This is a genomic window from Aeromonas sp. S15(2024) (genome assembly GCF_041402265.1).
GTDB classification, from domain to species: domain Bacteria; phylum Pseudomonadota; class Gammaproteobacteria; order Enterobacterales; family Aeromonadaceae; genus Aeromonas; species Aeromonas dhakensis.
Map to the genome: position 1 here is coordinate 290389 of NZ_JBGLQY010000003.1, position 17009 is coordinate 307397.

General features: G+C 64.7%; 15 protein-coding genes. 10 read left to right on the top strand and 5 right to left on the bottom strand.

The genetic code is table 11. The features are described from left to right. Positions 1–159: 159 nt before the first annotated feature. From ACB033_RS08575 to fadI, 5 genes are all read right to left on the bottom strand, one after another. Positions 160–1044: an AEC family transporter gene (locus tag ACB033_RS08575; RefSeq protein ID WP_024945339.1), complete on the bottom strand. Its 885-nt coding sequence runs from the start codon at positions 1042–1044 to the stop codon at positions 160–162. Positions 1045–1055: 11 nt separating this feature from the next. Continuing rightward, a complete protein-coding gene (locus ACB033_RS08580; protein WP_162519888.1) occupies positions 1056–1613 on the bottom strand; it encodes a YaeQ family protein in 558 nt (185 codons plus the stop codon). 192 nt (positions 1614–1805) lie between these two features. Then, complete coding sequence (locus tag ACB033_RS08585) at positions 1806–1946, bottom strand: TIGR02808 family protein (protein WP_005301193.1); 141 nt, start codon at positions 1944–1946, stop codon at positions 1806–1808. Positions 1947–2240: 294 nt separating this feature from the next. Beyond that, positions 2241–4364 (bottom strand): fatty acid oxidation complex subunit alpha FadJ, encoded by a 2124-nt coding sequence (fadJ, locus tag ACB033_RS08590; RefSeq protein ID WP_126881788.1) that lies wholly within the window; start codon positions 4362–4364, stop codon positions 2241–2243. Then, complete coding sequence (gene fadI / locus ACB033_RS08595; RefSeq protein WP_017782779.1) at positions 4364–5674, bottom strand: acetyl-CoA C-acyltransferase FadI; 1311 nt, start codon at positions 5672–5674, stop codon at positions 4364–4366. The genes fadJ and fadI overlap by 1 nt, the downstream gene beginning before the upstream one ends. 193 nt (positions 5675–5867) lie before the next feature. Here fadI and ACB033_RS08600 point away from each other — a divergent pair, with 193 nt between their 5' ends. The 10 genes from ACB033_RS08600 (at position 5868) to ACB033_RS08645 (ending at position 16902) form a co-directional block, all read left to right on the top strand. Beyond that, positions 5868–6818: a MoxR family ATPase gene (locus tag ACB033_RS08600; protein ID WP_126881787.1), complete on the top strand. Its 951-nt coding sequence runs from the start codon at positions 5868–5870 to the stop codon at positions 6816–6818. A gap of 34 nt (positions 6819–6852) precedes the next feature. After that, positions 6853–7743, top strand: coding sequence for a DUF58 domain-containing protein (locus ACB033_RS08605; protein ID WP_192897157.1), 891 nt, complete (start codon positions 6853–6855; stop codon positions 7741–7743). Next, on the top strand, positions 7728–8309 hold the full coding sequence (locus ACB033_RS08610) for a DUF4381 domain-containing protein (protein WP_126881785.1): 582 nt from the start codon (positions 7728–7730) through the stop codon (positions 8307–8309). The genes ACB033_RS08605 and ACB033_RS08610 overlap by 16 nt, the downstream gene beginning before the upstream one ends. Continuing rightward, the gene (locus ACB033_RS08615; protein WP_139724567.1) at positions 8306–9316 is read left to right on the top strand and encodes a VWA domain-containing protein; all 1011 of its coding nucleotides are present in this window, start codon (positions 8306–8308) and stop codon (positions 9314–9316) included. The genes ACB033_RS08610 and ACB033_RS08615 overlap by 4 nt, the downstream gene beginning before the upstream one ends. Then, positions 9316–10806 carry a tetratricopeptide repeat protein gene (locus ACB033_RS08620; RefSeq protein WP_139724571.1) on the top strand — a complete coding sequence of 497 codons (1491 nt, stop codon included), beginning with the start codon at positions 9316–9318 and terminating at the stop codon, positions 10804–10806. The genes ACB033_RS08615 and ACB033_RS08620 overlap by 1 nt, the downstream gene beginning before the upstream one ends. Continuing rightward, on the top strand, positions 10803–12344 hold the full coding sequence (locus tag ACB033_RS08625; RefSeq protein ID WP_139724565.1) for a BatD family protein: 1542 nt from the start codon (positions 10803–10805) through the stop codon (positions 12342–12344). Before ACB033_RS08620 ends, ACB033_RS08625 begins: the two co-directional genes overlap by 4 nt. Before the next feature lie 12 nt (positions 12345–12356). Next, the gene (locus ACB033_RS08630) at positions 12357–12947 is read left to right on the top strand and encodes a sigma-70 family RNA polymerase sigma factor (RefSeq protein WP_005301215.1); all 591 of its coding nucleotides are present in this window, start codon (positions 12357–12359) and stop codon (positions 12945–12947) included. Beyond that, a complete protein-coding gene (locus tag ACB033_RS08635) occupies positions 12940–13683 on the top strand; it encodes a DUF3379 domain-containing protein (protein ID WP_139724563.1) in 744 nt (247 codons plus the stop codon). Before ACB033_RS08630 ends, ACB033_RS08635 begins: the two co-directional genes overlap by 8 nt. 410 nt (positions 13684–14093) lie before the next feature. Then, the gene (locus ACB033_RS08640; protein WP_005301224.1) at positions 14094–15392 is read left to right on the top strand and encodes an outer membrane protein transport protein; all 1299 of its coding nucleotides are present in this window, start codon (positions 14094–14096) and stop codon (positions 15390–15392) included. 253 nt (positions 15393–15645) lie between these two features. After that, a complete protein-coding gene (locus tag ACB033_RS08645) occupies positions 15646–16902 on the top strand; it encodes an OmpP1/FadL family transporter (protein WP_017764401.1) in 1257 nt (418 codons plus the stop codon). The last annotated feature ends 107 nt before the right edge of the window (positions 16903–17009 follow it).

The following is a 17009-nucleotide window of genomic DNA, read 5'->3' on the forward strand; positions in this document are numbered from 1 at the left end:
CCAATTCGATGGCAGCGACTTCGCCGAGGATCACGAAAAGGGAACTTGCACCCGCCCCACTACCGGGAGTGAGAGCTGGCGCAGGCTGGGGAAGAGAAAAGCCAAGGAGCAGGCCGCAGACATCATCTGGGGTACGCGAAAACGGTGAGAACAGCCGGATCAACTGCCCAGATGCAGGGCCAGCCAGACTGCCAGCGGGATCACCAGGACCGAGAGCGCATTGCCGCCGAGCACGATACTGGCCACCTTCTCGGGCTGGCACTGGTACTGCTCGCACAGCATGTAGTTGAGCACCGCCGGCGGCAGTGCCACCGACAGCATCAGGAGCGGGATCCAGGCCGGTTGCAGCGGCAGCAGCCAGACCGCCAGCCCCAGGGAGATGCCGCCAGCCAGCAGATAGAGCAGGTTGCACTTGAGGGCGAGCCCCAGGTGATCCAGCTCCCCCTCCATCAGCCGGATACCGAGGGCAAACAGCATCAGCGGTACCGAGATCTGGCCGAGCAGGGAGGCGCTGGTCACCAGGTACTCGGGCAGCGGAATGTGCAGATTGGCCACCAGCAGGCCCGCCAGGGCGGCCCACAGCACAGGGCTTTTCAGCCAGAGCCAGCGGGAGGTGTTGGCCGAGAGGATGAACATGCCCACCGAGAAGTGGAGCAGGTTGGAGAGCACGAAGAGGATGATGATGGCGCCTAGCTGCTGCTCGCCGAAGGCCAGCACCATCAGCGGAATGCCGAGGTTGCCGGTGTTGCGAAACATGGCGGGCAGGATCAGGGCCGGTCGGCTGATGCTGCTAAGCCTGAGCAGAGAGAGCAGCAGCCCAGGCAGCAGGATCACCAGAGCCCCCGCCGCGATGAGCGAGAGGTGAGCCATCAGATCCAGCGGGTATTTGACCAGCGCCGAGAACACCAGCGCCGGGGTGAACAGCTCGATATTGGCCCGGTTGACGTAACCCAGCGCGCCGCCCGGACGCAACCGGCCGTAGAGGGCGCCAAGCCCCACCACCGCAAACACCGGAATGACGATATTGAGCAGCGCGCTGAACATGGGCGAGTCCTTTACAGTTCGCGGGCGGGGGTTCCCATCAGCAGCACGGGATCCAGGGTCACTTCCTGGCGGCCGTTGCTCACCCAGAGCTGGCCATCGGAGATGGTACAGGTGAGCTGCATGGTGCGCTCGACCATCTCGGTCAGCGGCAGGGTCTGGCTGTCGGAGAGCTCAATCACGGTGAGGTTGTCGTGCAGGCTGAGCTTGCCCTGGTTCTGCTTCCACCAGACGCTGGTGCCACGGCCGCCGTAGAGGTAGAGCACCACATGGTGGGAGCGGTTGCACGCCTTCTTGAGACGGCGCTCGTCGGGCTGACCGAGTTCGATCCAGAGTTCAATCTCGTCGGAATAGTTCTTGCGCCAGAGCTCGGGCTCATCATCGGCAGAGAGGCCCTTGGTGAACTCCAGTCGCTCGGCGGCGTGCCAGGCGAAGGCCGCCAGCCGGATCATCATCCGCTCGTCGGTCTCGGAGGGGTGACGGGCCAGGGTGAGAGAAAAGCCCTGATAGAGATTGCGATCCATGTCGGACAGGCTGAGCTGAGCCTTGAATACGGTTGCCTTGAGAGCCATAGAAAACCTTGAATACCTTGGGAAGCGGGCCGAAACGAAAAACTGCGCGCCAGTGTAATCAAAATCGGCGGCAGGTTCGACCTCAAGCAGCACAGATTTGGCCCGGCTCGCGCAGATAACAGCCTGCAGAGGCTCCAAAAACAAATGCCAGTCCGAAGACTGGCATTTGGCGGTATGAACGAAAGAAGCGGATCACTTCTCGGCGGACTTGACCCCGAAGGCATTGAGCAGCAAGCAGCAGGTCACTGCCACCGCTACAAACCCGCTCAGGAAGATAAAGGGCATGGCCCCGTATCCCAATACAGTCCAGATGGTTTGTTCAAGCAGACTCATTATGTGTCCTTCATCCAGTGAAATGGGTGTCCCTTTCGTGACGGGGTTATTCCCCGTTCCTGATGATGCTATTTGACCCCAACCAGCGCCTGAGTCCTATGCCACCAAAGTAATAAATAGGGGGCTACTTTGCGTTGGATCAACAATTTATCCCTTGCCGAGGAAAAATATGGACGCAATTCAACCCGTTGTCAGCCTGCGGCCCTCTCCTCTCCCATTGCTGCACCAAAAAGAAGGAGGCGACCCTGGGGTCGCCTCCTTGTCGGTTGGGCTGTTGCCGCGAGCGGCGCACCCTCAATAGAAGCGCTGCTGCTCGGCAGCCATCGCCTTGAGGCGATCGCAGGGGGCGAACCGGTCGCCATGGCGCTTCTGGTAGTGCTCAAGACGCGCCACCAGGTGCTCGATGCCAAGGCTGTCCATGTAGCGGAACGGGCCGCCCAGGAACGGCGGGAAGCCGATGCCGAAGATGGCGCCGATGTCGCCATCGCGGGCCGAGGCCACCACGCCGCTGTCGAGCGCCATGGCCGCTTCGTTGAGCATCATCAGCACGCAGCGCTCGGCGATCTCCGCCTTGGCCTGTTTGGCTTGGGGGCTGACGCCCAAGACGCCATAGACGCTGTCGTCCACCTTCTTCTTGCCCTTGGCGGCTTTGCCGTAGAGGTAGAAGCCCTTGCCGTTCTTGCGCCCCTTGCGATCGTTTTGCAGCAGCTTGTCAAACGCCGCCGGCGCCTGGAAGCGCTCGCCCCCCAGCTCTTTCTCGAGGATCGGGGAGATCTTGGCCCCAACGTCGATCCCCACCTCGTCCAGCAGGGTGATGGGGCCCACCGGGAAGCCGAAATCGAGCAGGGCACCGTCCAGCACCTCCACCGGCTCCCCTTCCAGCACCAGGCGCGCCGCCTCGTTCATGTAGGGGGCCAGGATGCGGTTGACGTAGAAGCCCGCCTCGTCCTTGACGACGATGGGGGTCTTGCCCTGGGCCCGGGCGAAGGCCAGGGTGGTGGCGACCGTCTCGGCACTGGTACCGGCGTGGGGGATGATTTCCGCCAGCGGCATCTTGTCCACCGGGCTGAAGTAGTGCAGCCCCACCACCCGCTCCGGGTGTGCCGCCGCCGAGGCGATCTGGTGGATAGGCAGGGAGGAGGTGTTGGAGGCAAACACTGTGTGCTCGCCGCACTCGCGCTCCACATCCTTCACCATCTGGTGCTTGAGGGCGAGATCTTCGAACACCGCCTCCACCACCATGTCGACCCGGTGGAAGCCGGAGTAGTCGAGGGTGCCAGTCAGCAGGCTCATCTGTTTCTCAAGCTCGCTGCGCAGGATATGACGACGCTTGAGCTTCTTGGCCAGGATGTCGTAGCTGTAGCGCATGGCATTGCCAATGCCGGCACTGGCCACGTCCTTGATCCGCACCGGTACCCCCGCCTTGGTAGCTGTGACGAAGGCGATGCCGCCCCCCATCAGACCACCGCCCAGCACGGCGGCATGGCCCACCTTGCGCGGCTCGGCCCCCTGATAGGCGACCTCCTTCTTCATCTCTGTGGTGGCAAAGAAGATGGAGCGCAGGGCGGCGGATTCGCTGGTCATCACCAGCTCGCCAAAGTGGCGGGATTCGGCGGCAAGGCCGGCCTGCATCCCCTCTTCCACCCCGATGCGCACCACCTCCAGGATCAGCTCAGGAGCCGGGTAGTTGCCACGGGTCTTCGCCTTCACCCCCTTGCGGGCCTGATCGAACAGCACCTTGCGGCCAAGCTTGTTGGTCTCCAGCAGTTTGCCCTGCAGATCTCGCTTGAGCTCGTGGCGGGGTTTGCCCTTCTTGGCCAGCTTGATGGCAGCCTCCAGCAGGATGGAGGGGGGCACCACATCGTCCACCAGCCCCAGTTTCTTGGCCTGCTTGGCCCGCACCTGCTTGCCGGTCAACATCAGATCGAGCGCCTTGGCCACCCCGATGAGGCGCGGCAGACGCTGGGTCCCGCCGGAGCCCGGCAGCAAGCCCAGTTGCACCTCGGGCAGGCCGAGCACCGTCTTGCCGTGATCGGTGACCACCCGGCCATGACAGGCCAACGCCAGCTCCAACCCACCGCCGAGGCAGGGGCCGTGAATGGCGGCGATCACCGGGATGGGCAGCGACTCGATCTCGGCGAAGATCACCTGCCCTTCCCGCGACAGCGTCTCGGCATCCTTGACGCTGGTACAAGCCGCCAGCATGCTGATGTCGGCGCCGGCGATGAAGGAGTCCTTCTTGCCGGAGACCACCACCAGGCCGATCAGCTCTTTATTGGCTTTCACCTCGGCCAGCACCGCGCGGATCTCGTCCACGAAGGCGGCTTTGAGGGTATTCATGCTCTCGCCCGGCACATCCATGGTGAGAATGCCGATGCCATCCTGGCGCACCGCCAGGGAAAAAGTCTTCTCGCTCATCACTCTACCTCCAGCACCATGGCCACGCCGAGACCGCCCGCCGCACAGGCGGTGTTCAGCCCCAATCCTCCTCCCCGACGCCGCAGTTCGTGCAGGGTCTGGGTGATCATGCGCGCACCGGTCGCGGCAAAGGGGTGACCATAGGCCAGCGAGCCACCGAGGACGTTGAATTTGTCCATGTCCACTTCGCCGATGGCCTGATCGCGCCCCAGCTTGCTCTGGGCAAACTCGTGGCTGGCAAACATCTTGAGGTTGGCCAGGGTCTGGGCGGCAAAGGCTTCGTGCATGTCGATCAGGGTGAGATCGCTGAGCGTGATGCCGGCGCGGTCCAGCGCCAGCGGGGTGGCGTAGGAGGGGCCCATCAGCATGTCCTGCCACACATCGATGGCAGAAAACGCGAAACTGCGGATATAGCCGAGCGGCTCGAGACCGAGCTCGCGGGCTCGCCCTTCGCGCATCAGCAGCACGGCGGCGGCGCCGTCGGTGAGCGGGGTGGCGTTGGCGGCGGTGACAGATCCATGCAGCCGGTCAAACACCGGCTTGAGCTTGGCGTAGCTCGCCAGATCCGAGCTTTCGCGGATGTTGTTGTCTCGCTCCAGCGGCGCCTTGTAAGGAGGCACGTGAGCGGTGAACACCTCGCCACTCAACTTGCCATCGGCCCAGGCCTGAGCGGCCAGGGTGTGGGAGCGGTGTGCCAGCGCATCTTGCGCCTCGCGGCTGATCTGGTGGCTCTTGGCCATCTGCTCGGCGGTCTGGCCCATGGAGAGGCCGGTGGAGTACTCGGCCACGGCGGGTGGCACCGGCAGCAGATCCTTGACCCGCAGCTGGCGCAAAATGTTGAAGCGCTGCTGCAGATTGCGCGCCTTGTTGAGATCCACCAGGGCGCGGGCCAGCTTCTTGCTCACCCCGATGGGCAGCACGGAGGAGGAGTCGGCACCGCCGGCGATGGCGATGTCCACCGTGCCGGCCATGATGGATTCGGTGACGTTGGCGACGGCCTGGAAACTGGTGGCGCAGGCGCGCGACACGCTATAGGCATCGGTGCTGACGCTCATGCCGGTGCCGAGCACGATCTCGCGGGCAATGTTGGGGGCTTCCGGCATCTGTACCACCTGGCCGAACACCAGCTGGTCGATGAGCTTGGGATCGAGATCGGTGCGAGCGAGCATCTCGCTCACCACCAGTTTGCCCAGATCCACCGCAGGTACGCCGTGAAAGGCGGTGGCCTGCTTGGCAAAGGGGGTGCGCAAACCCGCCACGACGGCAATCCGTTCGCCCTGGCGAGTCGTCAGTTTCAATGGCTCTTTCATCCTGGCTCCTTGGTTAAACGAGAAGACTAAAGGGAGAGGTCTGACCTCATTGCGCCACATCTTAACAATCCACTCACAAATTTCATACGGCTGATTGAAACTAAATTGCCGCCATCTTGGCCCCCTCCCTCGCCCTTGTGCGCCAACTGGAGTATAAAAAGATCAACTTCTATGAAAACAACGGGTTTATTGCATGGCAGCGGCCGAGTTCAGACAGCTTGGGGACTATCTTGGTAGTCAGATTCTGGGACAGGGCCCCCTCATCGAGGGGCTGCTGATCGCCCTGTTATGTGAAGGACATGTGTTGATCGAGGGCGCCCCCGGTCTTGCCAAGACCCGGGCCGTCAAGGCGCTGGCCGGCGCGGTGGAGGGGCGCTTCGCCCGCATCCAGTTCACCCCCGACCTGCTGCCCGCCGATCTCACCGGCAGCGAGGTGTTTCATCCCCAGGATGCAAGCTTCGTGTTTCAGCCCGGCCCCCTCTTCAACCACCTAGTGCTGGCGGACGAGATCAACCGGGCGCCGGCCAAGGTGCAATCCGCCCTCTTGGAAGCGATGGCCGAGCATCAGATCACCGTGGGCAAGAAGAGCTGGCGCCTGCCACCCCTATTTATGGTGGCCGCCACGCAAAACCCGATAGAACAGGAAGGGACCTATCCCCTGCCGGAGGCCCAGCTCGATCGCTTCCTGCTCAAGCTGCTGGTGGACTACCCGAGCCCCGCCATGGAGCTCGCCATCCTCCAGTTAAACGCTCGCGGCGACACCCTGCCGGCGCCGCCGCTCACCCTGAGCCAGGCCGATCTGCTGGCGGCCCGCAGCGCGGTGCAGGCGGTGCAGATGCAGGGGCGCCTCGAACACTATCTGGTGCAGCTGGTCTGCGCCACCCGCCCTGGCAGCGGCCTCTGTCCGGAGCTCGAACCCCTGGTCGCTGTTGGCGCCAGCCCCAGGGCCAGCATAGGTCTGGCCAGAGCGGCTCGCGCCAGGGCCTGGCTGGCCGGGCGGGATTTCGTGCTGCCCGAAGACATTCAGCAGCTGGCGCCGGCCGTGTTGCGCCATCGCCTCATCCCCAGTTATCAGGCGCTGGCGGACAACCTCGACAACGAGGCGCTCATCACCCTGCTGCTGGATGCGATCCCATGCCCCTGAGCGCGCTCGCACCCTCTGCGCAGGCCCTGCTGTCATGACGGGCGCCGCCGATCCCCTCGCCCATCCCGATATCGCCCTGCCGCTTGCCAGGTTGCTGGCGATCAGGCTGTGGGCCCGGCAGGGGCCACGCTCGTCCATTCAACCGGTGGCACAGGGGCGGCTTGGCCGCACGCCGGGGCTCACCTTTCGCGAGCTGCGCGCCTATCAGGCCGGTGACGAGGTGCGCCACATCGACTGGCGGGTGACCGCCCGCCTCGGTCGCCCCTATACCCGCCTCTACAGCGAAGAGCAGGATCAGGCCCACTGGCTGCTGCTCGACCTCTCCCCGGCCATGTACTTCGGCTCACGCCACCAGCTCAAGGCACGCCTGGGCTGCGAGCTGGCCGCCGCCCTGCTCTGGCAAGGGGAAAAGCAGGCCAACACCCTGATCTGCCACGGCGTGGAGACACACCTGCAACATCAGCGCGGCTCTCTGGTGCCGCTGCTGGAGGCCCTCTGCCACCACTACCGGCTGGGGCTGGCACGCACACCGCCACTCCACGCCCTGGCCCATACCCTGGCCCGGCTCAATTTGCCCCACGGCGCCAGATTGACCCTGATCACCGATCACAGCCCTCTCGATGAGGCGCTCTGCCGCCAGCTGCAGCTGCTCGGTCGGCGCCACGACATTCATTGCTGGCAGATCCGCGATCCGCTGGAGGCGGCCCTGCCCACCCAGGGCCGTCTGGCGGTGCGTGCCGGCCAGCAGAGCGGCTGGCTCGAGGCCGGCGAACCGGGGTTTGCCTTGCGCTATCAAGCAGCCGCCGAGCAACTGGCCCGCCAGAGCCATCAGCAACTGCTGCCGCTGGTGCAGCGCCTCTACCGGCTCGACAACGGCCAGCCGCTGCAACGCCAGTGGCAGGAGGGGGCATGTCGCCAATTCTGAACTGGCTTGCCAGCGCCGTGCCGGGCAGCAATGTGCCCACCTCCCCGCTGGCGGCGCAGCTGCGCGACATCCACCCAGGCCCACCGCTGCAGCTCGCCTCTGATCCTCGCCTGCTGGGCTGGTGGTGGCTGCTGATCGCCCTGCTGGTCGGCACCTTGATCATCCTCGGCGTACAGAGCCTGCTGCGTTATCGCCGCTGGCGGCGGCAGCTCGACTGGCAGGCCCCCGATCTGGTGCCCAGGTTGCAGGCCGTGATGCGCGAGGCCGTGCTGCCGCGCTGGCCCGAGGCTGCCTCCCTGCAGGGCGAGCCCTGGCTTGTCTTTCTTGATTCTTTGGGGCTCGATTCTCTGGGAGGCAGCCGCTTTCGCGAGCTGGCCCCGCACTGGTCTGCCTGGCTCTACGGCGGTCAAAGCCCGGATGCGCAGCAGCGCCAGGCGCTGCGCCGGGCCTACCTCGCCTGGGGACGTCACTGCATCTGCCCGCCAGCCTGTTTGCTGGCGCTGCGCACTCGCTGGCGGCGCGGGCCAAGCCTTACAAGAGATGCGCACATCCGGAGGCAATCATGATCCTCGCCTGGCCCTGGTTTGCCCTGGCGCTGGTGCTGCCGCTGCTGGTGCGCTTTGGTCTGCCGCCCCGCCCCAGCGGCGCACACGACCCCGGTGTACTGAACCATGCCGGCTTTCCTCTGCTGCGCCCCCATGCTGGCCAGCCCCTGTGGCGAATGGCGCTGTGCTGGTGCGCCCTGGTGCTGGCGCTCTGCCGCCCCCAGTGGCAGGAGCCGCCTCAGGTGAGCTATCAGAGCAGCCGGGATCTCATCCTGGCGGTGGATCTCTCCGACAGCATGCGCACCCAGGACATGCTGGACGACGGGGAGCAAAAAGACCGGCTCAGCGCGGTGCGCCAGCAGATAGACAGGCTCATCGCCGCCCGCCCCGGCGATCGCATCGCCCTCATCGTGTTCGCCGACCACGCCTACCTGCTCTCGCCCCTGACCCAGGAGACCAACGCCCTGCTCGGCCTCACCCGCGAGCTCGATTTCGAGCTGGTGGGGCGCACCACCGCGCTGGGCGAGGCCATCCTGCTTGCTCGCCAGCACAAGGCTCCCAACCGCTCCACCGCCCTCTTGCTGGTCACCGACGGGCGCAACACCGCCGGCAGCGCCGATCCCCTGAGCGAAGCCAAACGAGCCGCCGCCGCAGGCATTCGCCTCTATACCCTGGGGGTGGGCGCCGATCCGGATACCTTTGCCGAGGCGATGGCCCCCGCGCTGGCCCCGGCCCAGAGCGATCCCAGCGCCGAGCTGGACGAGGCCCTCTTGCAGCAACTGGCCGAGGTGGGCCATGGCCGTTACTTCCGCGCGCGCACCCAGGGGGATCTCGAGGCCATCAATCAGGCGCTGGATACCCTGGAACCCGTCGCCACCGCGCAAACCCGTTATCGCCCCAACGTGGAGCTCTACCCCTGGCCGCTGGCGCTGGCCTGGCTGCTGCTGAGCTGGCCAGCCCGGTTGCGCTGGCCGGTGCGGCTGACTCGCAAGGCCCAGCCTGATCAGCCGTCCCGAGGCGCCCCATGATGGAGCTCACCCTGCTGCGCCCACTCTGGTTGCTGGCCCTGCTGCCCTGGCTGTGGCAGGGGTGGCGCCGTCGCCGCCAGGCCCCGCTGCTGGCCCCCGCCATGCAGGCCTATCTGCTGCCGGGGCAGCGGCGCCAGCGCCCCTGGCTCTGGCTGGCCTGCCTGCCAGTGATCCTGGCCTTGAGCGGCCCGGCCCTGCGCCAGCAGAGCCTGAGCGTGCCAAGCCCCGCCCTCGACATCTGGCTGCTGGATCTCTCCCGCTCCATGCTGGCCACCGACCTGCTGCCGGATCGGGCCACCCGGGTGCGGGTGCTGCTGCAGGATCTGCTGGTCGACAGGGAGCGGCAGGAAGCAGCCCATCCCATCGCCCTCATTCTGTTTGCCGGGGATGCCTACCTCGCCATGCCGCCCACCCGGGATCAGCAGGCCATCGCCCTGCTGCTACCCGACCTGCGCCCGGCCATCATGCCAAGACAGGGCAGTGCGCCCGAGCGCGCCGTGGCACTGGCGCTCAAGCAGATCCCCGCCGGCCGGCAGGCCCGCCTGCTGCTGATCACCGATGACCTGACCGCCCGTCAGGCCGAGCGGATCAAGGCGAGCTGGCCCTGCCAGGGCAACCTCTTTTGCCACCCCGAAGTGCAAGCCCGTCTCGATATCCTGCTGGTCAACGCAGGCCAGGCCAGTCAACTGCCCGCCACCCTGGGCGGCGGCCTTGGCCGCGAGCTGCCCGCCCCGGATGTGGCGACGCTGCAGCAGCTGGCAACCGATCTCGGCGGTCAGCTGCAGTGGCTGCAGCAGGGATTGCCGCGCTTTGCCCCCCTGCCCATGAGTCAGACCACAGGCGCGCACCAGGCGCAGGATCTCGGCCCCTGGCTGCTGCTGCCCCTGCTGCCGCTGGCACTGCTGGCCCGCATCGGCAGCCTCTGGCTGGTGATGATGGGGACACTCTTGCTGACGCCCCCCTCCCTGCAGGCCAATCCGGCGCTTGCCAGCACGCCCCCGCTCGGGGACAACCTGGCCTGGCAGGCCTTCTTGCAGGGGCGCTATCAGGAGGCGGCCCGCGCCTTTACCGATCCCGTCTGGCAGGGCAATGCCTGGTATCGGGCCGGCGACTACGCCCGGGCCGTTGCCGCCTACGGCCGGGCCAACAACGCTACCGCCCACTACAACCGGGGCAACGCCCTGGTACAGCTGGGCCAGCTGGCCGCCGCCGAGCAGGCCTATCTGGCGGCGCTGGCACTGGTTCCCAACCATGAAGACGCGCTTTACAACCTGGCGCTGCTGCGCGCCCAGCCGCCCGCGGCAGCACCAGAGGCGCAGGATCCCAAGCCTGTCGATACCCCCGAGCAGGCCGCTACCCCGGATGTCCCGCTGCCTCCATCTCCCCCCGTACTGCTGCTGGAGCAGCGGCTGCGCAAGGAGGATCAGCGCAGGCGCGAGCAGGAGGCCGACAAGGGCCTTCTCCCCACAAGAGGGGAGGATCCCTGGTGACGCGCCTCTCTGCCCCTTGCCATGCGCTCTGCCTTCTGCTGCTCTGGCTGCTGCCGGCGCAGCTCTTTGCCGCCCCGCCCCGGGCCGAGCTGCTGCCAGGTGCCGATCGCCGCGACTGGCTGCTGATCATCGAAGCGGACGGCGAGCGCCAGAGCGATGAACTCGCCATCACCCCCCTGCTGCGCCGCTTTGCGGTGGGCAAGGTGACCATGAGCCGGGTCACAGCCCCGCAGCAAAACCTGACCCGCTGGCAGATCCCCCTGCACCTGCTGGACGACGCAGAGCAGCAGGTGCCGGCCCTGTCGCTAGGAACGGAGCAGACCCCGTCCATCCCCTTTCCGCCGCGCTCCGAGAGCGGCAGCCTGGTGCCAGCCCCTGCCATCTCCCCCATCGAGTTGCAGGCCCGAGTGCTGCAACAGGGGCCGCTCTACCCAGGCCAGCCCTTTGTCTATCAGCTCAGCCTCTGGCTGCCCGCCAACATGGAGGCCCCCAACCTCACCGAGCCGGCCAGCGATGCCTTCACCATCCGCCGTCTCGGCAACGATCAGTGGCAGCCCCCGGCGAGCCCCGGCCTGCCGGGCCGGCTGACCCGCAGCTGGCTGTTGCAGGCCAGGGAGGCCGGGCGCCATCCGCTGGAGTCCCCCCGCTTTCAGGGGCGCCTGCCGCAGGATGACGGCGGCAGCGACCCCCTCTCGGCCCGGGCCGCCACCCTGTTCGTGCAGATCGACGAGCCCCCGCTGCAACCGGTGGCGAGCCGGCTTACCCTGAGCCAGCGGCTGGATCCCCCCACCGGCGCCAGAGCGGGCGAACCGGTAATCCGCACCCTGACCCTCACCCTGGAAGGGGGGGATGGCAACCGCCTCACCCTCTCCAGAGTGCTCGGGAGCACAACCCTGCCCGCAGGCGTGCAGGCCAGACCGGACGGGGAACAGCAGCAGGAGCGCTATCTCGCCGAGGGGACGCTGCGCTTCGAGCGCGAGTGGCGTCAAGCCCTGACCGTCGACGAGCCCGGCGACTACCTGCTGCCCGCCATCGAGCTGGCCTGGTTCAATACCCGGCGCGGGCGCATCGAATACGCGCGCCTGCCCGCCGTCCCCTTGCACATCACCGCAGGGGCGCAGGGGCAACCGACCCGGGATGGGCCGAACGACGAGAGCCTGCTATGGGTCATCTGGGCTCTGCTGCTGCGCGCCTGCTGGCGCCACAGGCCGCGCTGGCACGCCTTTTACCGCCTGCAACAGGCGCTGTATCGGGCCGATGCCGAACAGATCCGGGCCCGCTTGCTGGCGTGGGCCTACCTGCGCTGGCCACTGCCCCATCTTCGTCTCGACACCCTGCCCTGTCGCCGCGATCCCGCCCTTGCGCCCCACTTCGCCGCCCTGGAGCGAGCCTGTTTTGCCGCCGTCGTCCCCGCTGGCAATGATGGGCACGACTGGCGCGGCTTTGCCGCGGCCCTATGCGGCCAGGAAACTTTTGCGATAGCCTATGGCCTCAGGCAACTGGCCCGGATCTGTGGTTCCGGGCCTTCATTCAAATAAGGAAGCCCAGCGATGGCTTTAGGATTTTTCAGAAAAAAAGGCGCCACGGTCGGAAAGGATCCCACGACCTCTCCGGTCTATGGAGGTATGGCCGACAAACAAACCAAATACGAAGCCCTGGTGCATGCCCTGCACGGGGACATCTACCGCTACGCCTATTGGCTGTGCCGGGATCCTCAAGTGGCGGAAGACCTGGTGCAGGAGACCTTCCTGCGCGCCTGGAAGGGGATAGACACCCTGGTGGATGACAAGGCCGCCAAGGCCTGGCTCATCACCATACTACGGCGGGAGAACGCCCGGCGCTTCGAGCGCAAGCAGTTCGATCTCGTCGATCTCGACGAGCACCCCCAGAGCGATCAGGAGGCGCTGCACAGCGAACAGGAGATGGAGAACGAGTGGCTCAGACGCCACATCGCCCGCCTGCCGGCAGAATACCAGGAGCCTCTGCTGCTGCAGGTGCTGGGAGGCTTCAGCGGCGACGAGATCGCGGCGCAACTGGGGCTGAACAAGAACACCGTCATGACCCGCCTGTTTCGGGCCCGCAATCAGATCAAAGAGGCCATGGAGTCAACGACCCAACAGAGAGGACACACCAATGGATGAGCTGGAATTTCGCCGTCGGGCCATAGCCCATCCACATGAGCAGGATCCCGCGTTTCTCGAGCAGGCCCAGCACTCCCCCGCCAACCGCAAGCATCTGGAGGAGATGAAGCAGCTCGATCGCAGCCTGCAGCGGGCGATGGAGGTCGAGGTGCCGGCCGGCCTGGCCGAGCGCATCCTGCTCAGGCAGGCACTGGAAGCAGATCAGGAGCAGGTGGTGCCCCTGCCGGTGCGCCCGCGCAACAACTGGCGTGCGCTGGCGATGGCCGCCTCGGTCGCCTTCCTGCTCGGCATGAGCACCCGCTGGCTGAGCTGGCCGCAGGCCACCCCGGACGAGCTCTCGCTGGCCCAGGTCGCCATGGCCCACGTCTATGGCGAGGAGCCCTTCATCAAGGATGTGGACGAGCAGGTGAGCCTGCGCACCATCAACGCCAAGATGGAGAAATATGGCGCCACCCTGATGGGCATGCAGGGGTTGAAGATCACCTATGTCAACCACTGCTCCTTCTATCAGGGGCCGGCGCTGCACATGGTGCTGCAGGGCAAGATGGGCCCGGTCACCCTGTTCCTGGTGCCCAAGCATGTGCCGCTCACCCTGCAGCCCACCTTCGAGGATGGCCAGCTCAAGGGGGAGATCCTGCAACTCAAGGGGGCCAACATGGTATTGATCGGTGACATGGAGGAGCCGCTGGCACCGGTGGCGCAGCAGCTGGAATCCCGACTGCACTGGTCGATTTAACAGGTGTTAACGCAATCCTGACCCGAACGAACTCGGGTCAATTCGACGGGCAGACCAGACAACTTGGCTGCCCGTTTCCGCCCTTATCCCCCACGATTTGCCGCCATTTCCGGCTCATTCACGGCAAGTGCCGAAAAATATTTTTGTGATGCAGATCGCCCTATGTGCGTGTTTTTTATCCAATAAATGGTAAAAGAGACTATTTATGCGGCACATTCAAACAAATGATTAACACTCCAGAAACTTTTATGTATTCTGCTGTCACTGGTCTGATTTCTTACCTCCTACCAGATCCATAGAATCACGCCAGAATTGAATGGGAAGAAGCTGAAATAACAACAGATCTTGTCACATACGGAGGCAAAAAAGCCCCGATGCTGACAGAAAATCTGCCTACAAGAGAGAACACTATGACAACTGCCTTTTTCAAAAAGAGCCTGATCGCTGCCGCCGTCACTCTGGCCAGTACCCAAACCTTCGCCGCCGCGTTTCAGCTGAACGAACACTCAGCCTCCGGTCTGGGCCGTGCGTACGCCGGGGAAGCCGCCGTGGCAGACAACGCCTCCGTGTTGTCCCGCAACCCGGCAGCCATGACCCAGTTTGACAAGATGGCGTTCTCCGTATCCGGCACCTACATCAAGCCGGACGTGGATGTAAATGGTGACATCTATGCAGGTTCCGCCAAGATGGCCGGCGCCAGCGAGAGCGGCATCGCACCGAGCGCCTTCGTGCCCGCCACCTACTTCATCCAGCCGCTGAACGATCAGTGGGCCTGGGGTATCGGCCTGTTCTCCAACTACGGTCTGTCGACCGAGTACACCGAGAACTTCAACGGTGGCTCCATTGCCGGCAACACCGAACTGCTGACCTTCAACATCAACCCGAACATCGCCTACCGCGTCAACCAGCACTTCACTTTCGGTGCCGGTGTGAACCTGGTCTATGCCAAGGCTGAACTGAACCGCCGTGCCGGCGTGCTGGCCGCCGTGCCGCCGCTGAGCAGCGTACCGGGTGTCGGCAAAGACACCATCGTCAGCCACCTGAAGGGTGACGACTGGGGTTACGGCTGGAACGTGGGCACCATGTTCGAAGTCAACGAAAACAACCGCTTCGCCCTGACCTACCGCTCCCAGGTGGATCTGAAGTTCAAGGGTGACTACCAGGGTACCTCCTCCGGCTTCAAGACCGTCGGTGGCGAACTGCCGCTGGATCTGCCGGCCCAGGCCGAGTTCGCCGGTTACCACCGTCTGAACCAGCAGTTTGCGGTGCACTACTCCGTCAACTGGACCGACTGGAGCGCCTTCCAGGAGCTCAAGGCCACCAGCGGTCAGTGCAACAGCACCGACGGTGCCGGTGTCTGCCTCTACAAGCCTGAGAAGTTCAAGGACTCCACCCGCTACTCCCTGGGCGGTACCTGGTACGTCAACCCGTCCTGGGAAGCGCGTATCGGCTTTGCCTACGACAACACCCCGATCGAGCCGGAATACCGCAGCCTGAGCATCCCGGACTCCGACCGCGTATGGTATAGCGCCGGTGCCACCTACCACATCGACAAGGACATGAGCGTCGATTTCGGCATGGCCTATCTGGACGGCAAGAAAGTGGACGTCAACGAGAAGCTGGTTGAAAGCAACGAAGCCCTGCGTTGGAAAGGCACCTCCCACGGCAACGCCTTCCTCGCTTCCGCTCAGTTCAACATGAAATTCTGAGCATCAGCGAATTGACCAGAGCGCCTACGGGCGCTCTTTTTTTATGCTCAATGCCTGTTTCAGCGTACATCTGTAGTAAACAACTGTACGCTTTTCTTTTTTTATCAAGCTGTTAGCAGCACATCCTTCAGCATTTAATTCCGTTTTGAACCGCCTGCCTCCGCGCCCGTTGCCTTACTGGTCGTACCATATAAAATCCTGCATCCAATCAGAAAAACGTTCGAACCCAAGGTTCACTTTCAAGGACAATGCAATGCACTCCATCATGAAGCCGTCTCTCATCGCCCTGCTGGTGCTGTCGAGCCAGGCCCAGGCGGCAGGTTTCCAGCTGGCCGAGCAATCCGCCACCGGCATGGGCCGTGCCTTCGCGGGCGAAGCCGCCATCGCCGACAATGCCAGCGTGCTCTCTCGCAATGCCGCCGCCATGACCCGTTTCGATACCATGGCCTTCTCCGGTGGCTTCATCTATGTGCACCCCGATGTCAACATCGAGGGCACCACCCGGGTGCCGACCGCCAGAGGGCCGGTCGACCTGGATGCGGCGGCCCACGACATCGCCGATGATGCCTGGGTGCCCAACGCCTACCTGATAGTGCCGCTCAACGATCAGTGGCGCCTGGGGCTGGCCGCCACCTCCTATTACGGGCTCGGCGTCAAGATGCCGGACAACTACAATGCCGGCCACTTCGGCAACGTCTCCGACATCAAGACCGTGGATCTGGGCGCCTCGCTGGCCTATCGCGTCAACCGCGTCTGGTCCGTCGGGGCCGGCCTCTCCGCCATTCAGGGCGAAGGAGAAGTGGGTGGCACCTTCCCCTCCAACAACCAGATCGCCAAGCACCTGAAAGGGGATGGCTGGGCCATGGGCTGGAACCTGGGCACCCTGCTGGAGCTGTCGGACGCGACCCGCATCGGCCTCTCCTACCGTCACGACGTGACCCTGAAGCTCTCGGGCGACGCCATCGGCATCGATCAGAACGGTCAGCCCTTCACCGATACCGGCAGCCTGGATCTGCCGCTGCCCGCCACCGCCGAGCTGGCCCTTTTTCATCAGCTGACGCCGGCGCTGGCACTGCACTCGAGCATCAACTGGACCAACTGGAGCAAGTTCGTGCAGCTGGAGTCCGAGCTCGACCACCACGGCGTCATGCACATCAAGGACGAACACTGGAATGACAGCTGGCGCTATGCGCTGGGTCTGACCTACCAGCTGGCGCCGCAATGGACACTGCGCTCGGGCCTTGCCTACGACCGCAGCCCGGTGCCGGCAGATCGCCGCACCATCTCCATCCCAGACTCGGATCGGGTCTGGTACAGCGCCGGGGTGGGTTATCAGTTCGATCGCAACCTCTCGCTGGATCTGGGGGTCACCCTGATCGACGGCAAGAAGGTGGACGTGAGCGAAACCATGCAGCTCAAACCCGGCATCCCGCAGACTACCTCCACCTTCCAGGGCACCTCGGAAGGGGACGCCTGGCTGGCCGGCCTGCAGCTCAACTACCTGTTCTGATCCGGCGGGCCTTCTGGGGCCCGTCTATTCAAGCACTATGCCAGTTATTGACCGTTTCTGGCCTTCACGCGCTGGCATAGTGCTCTGCTTCACAATAAAATCAATCC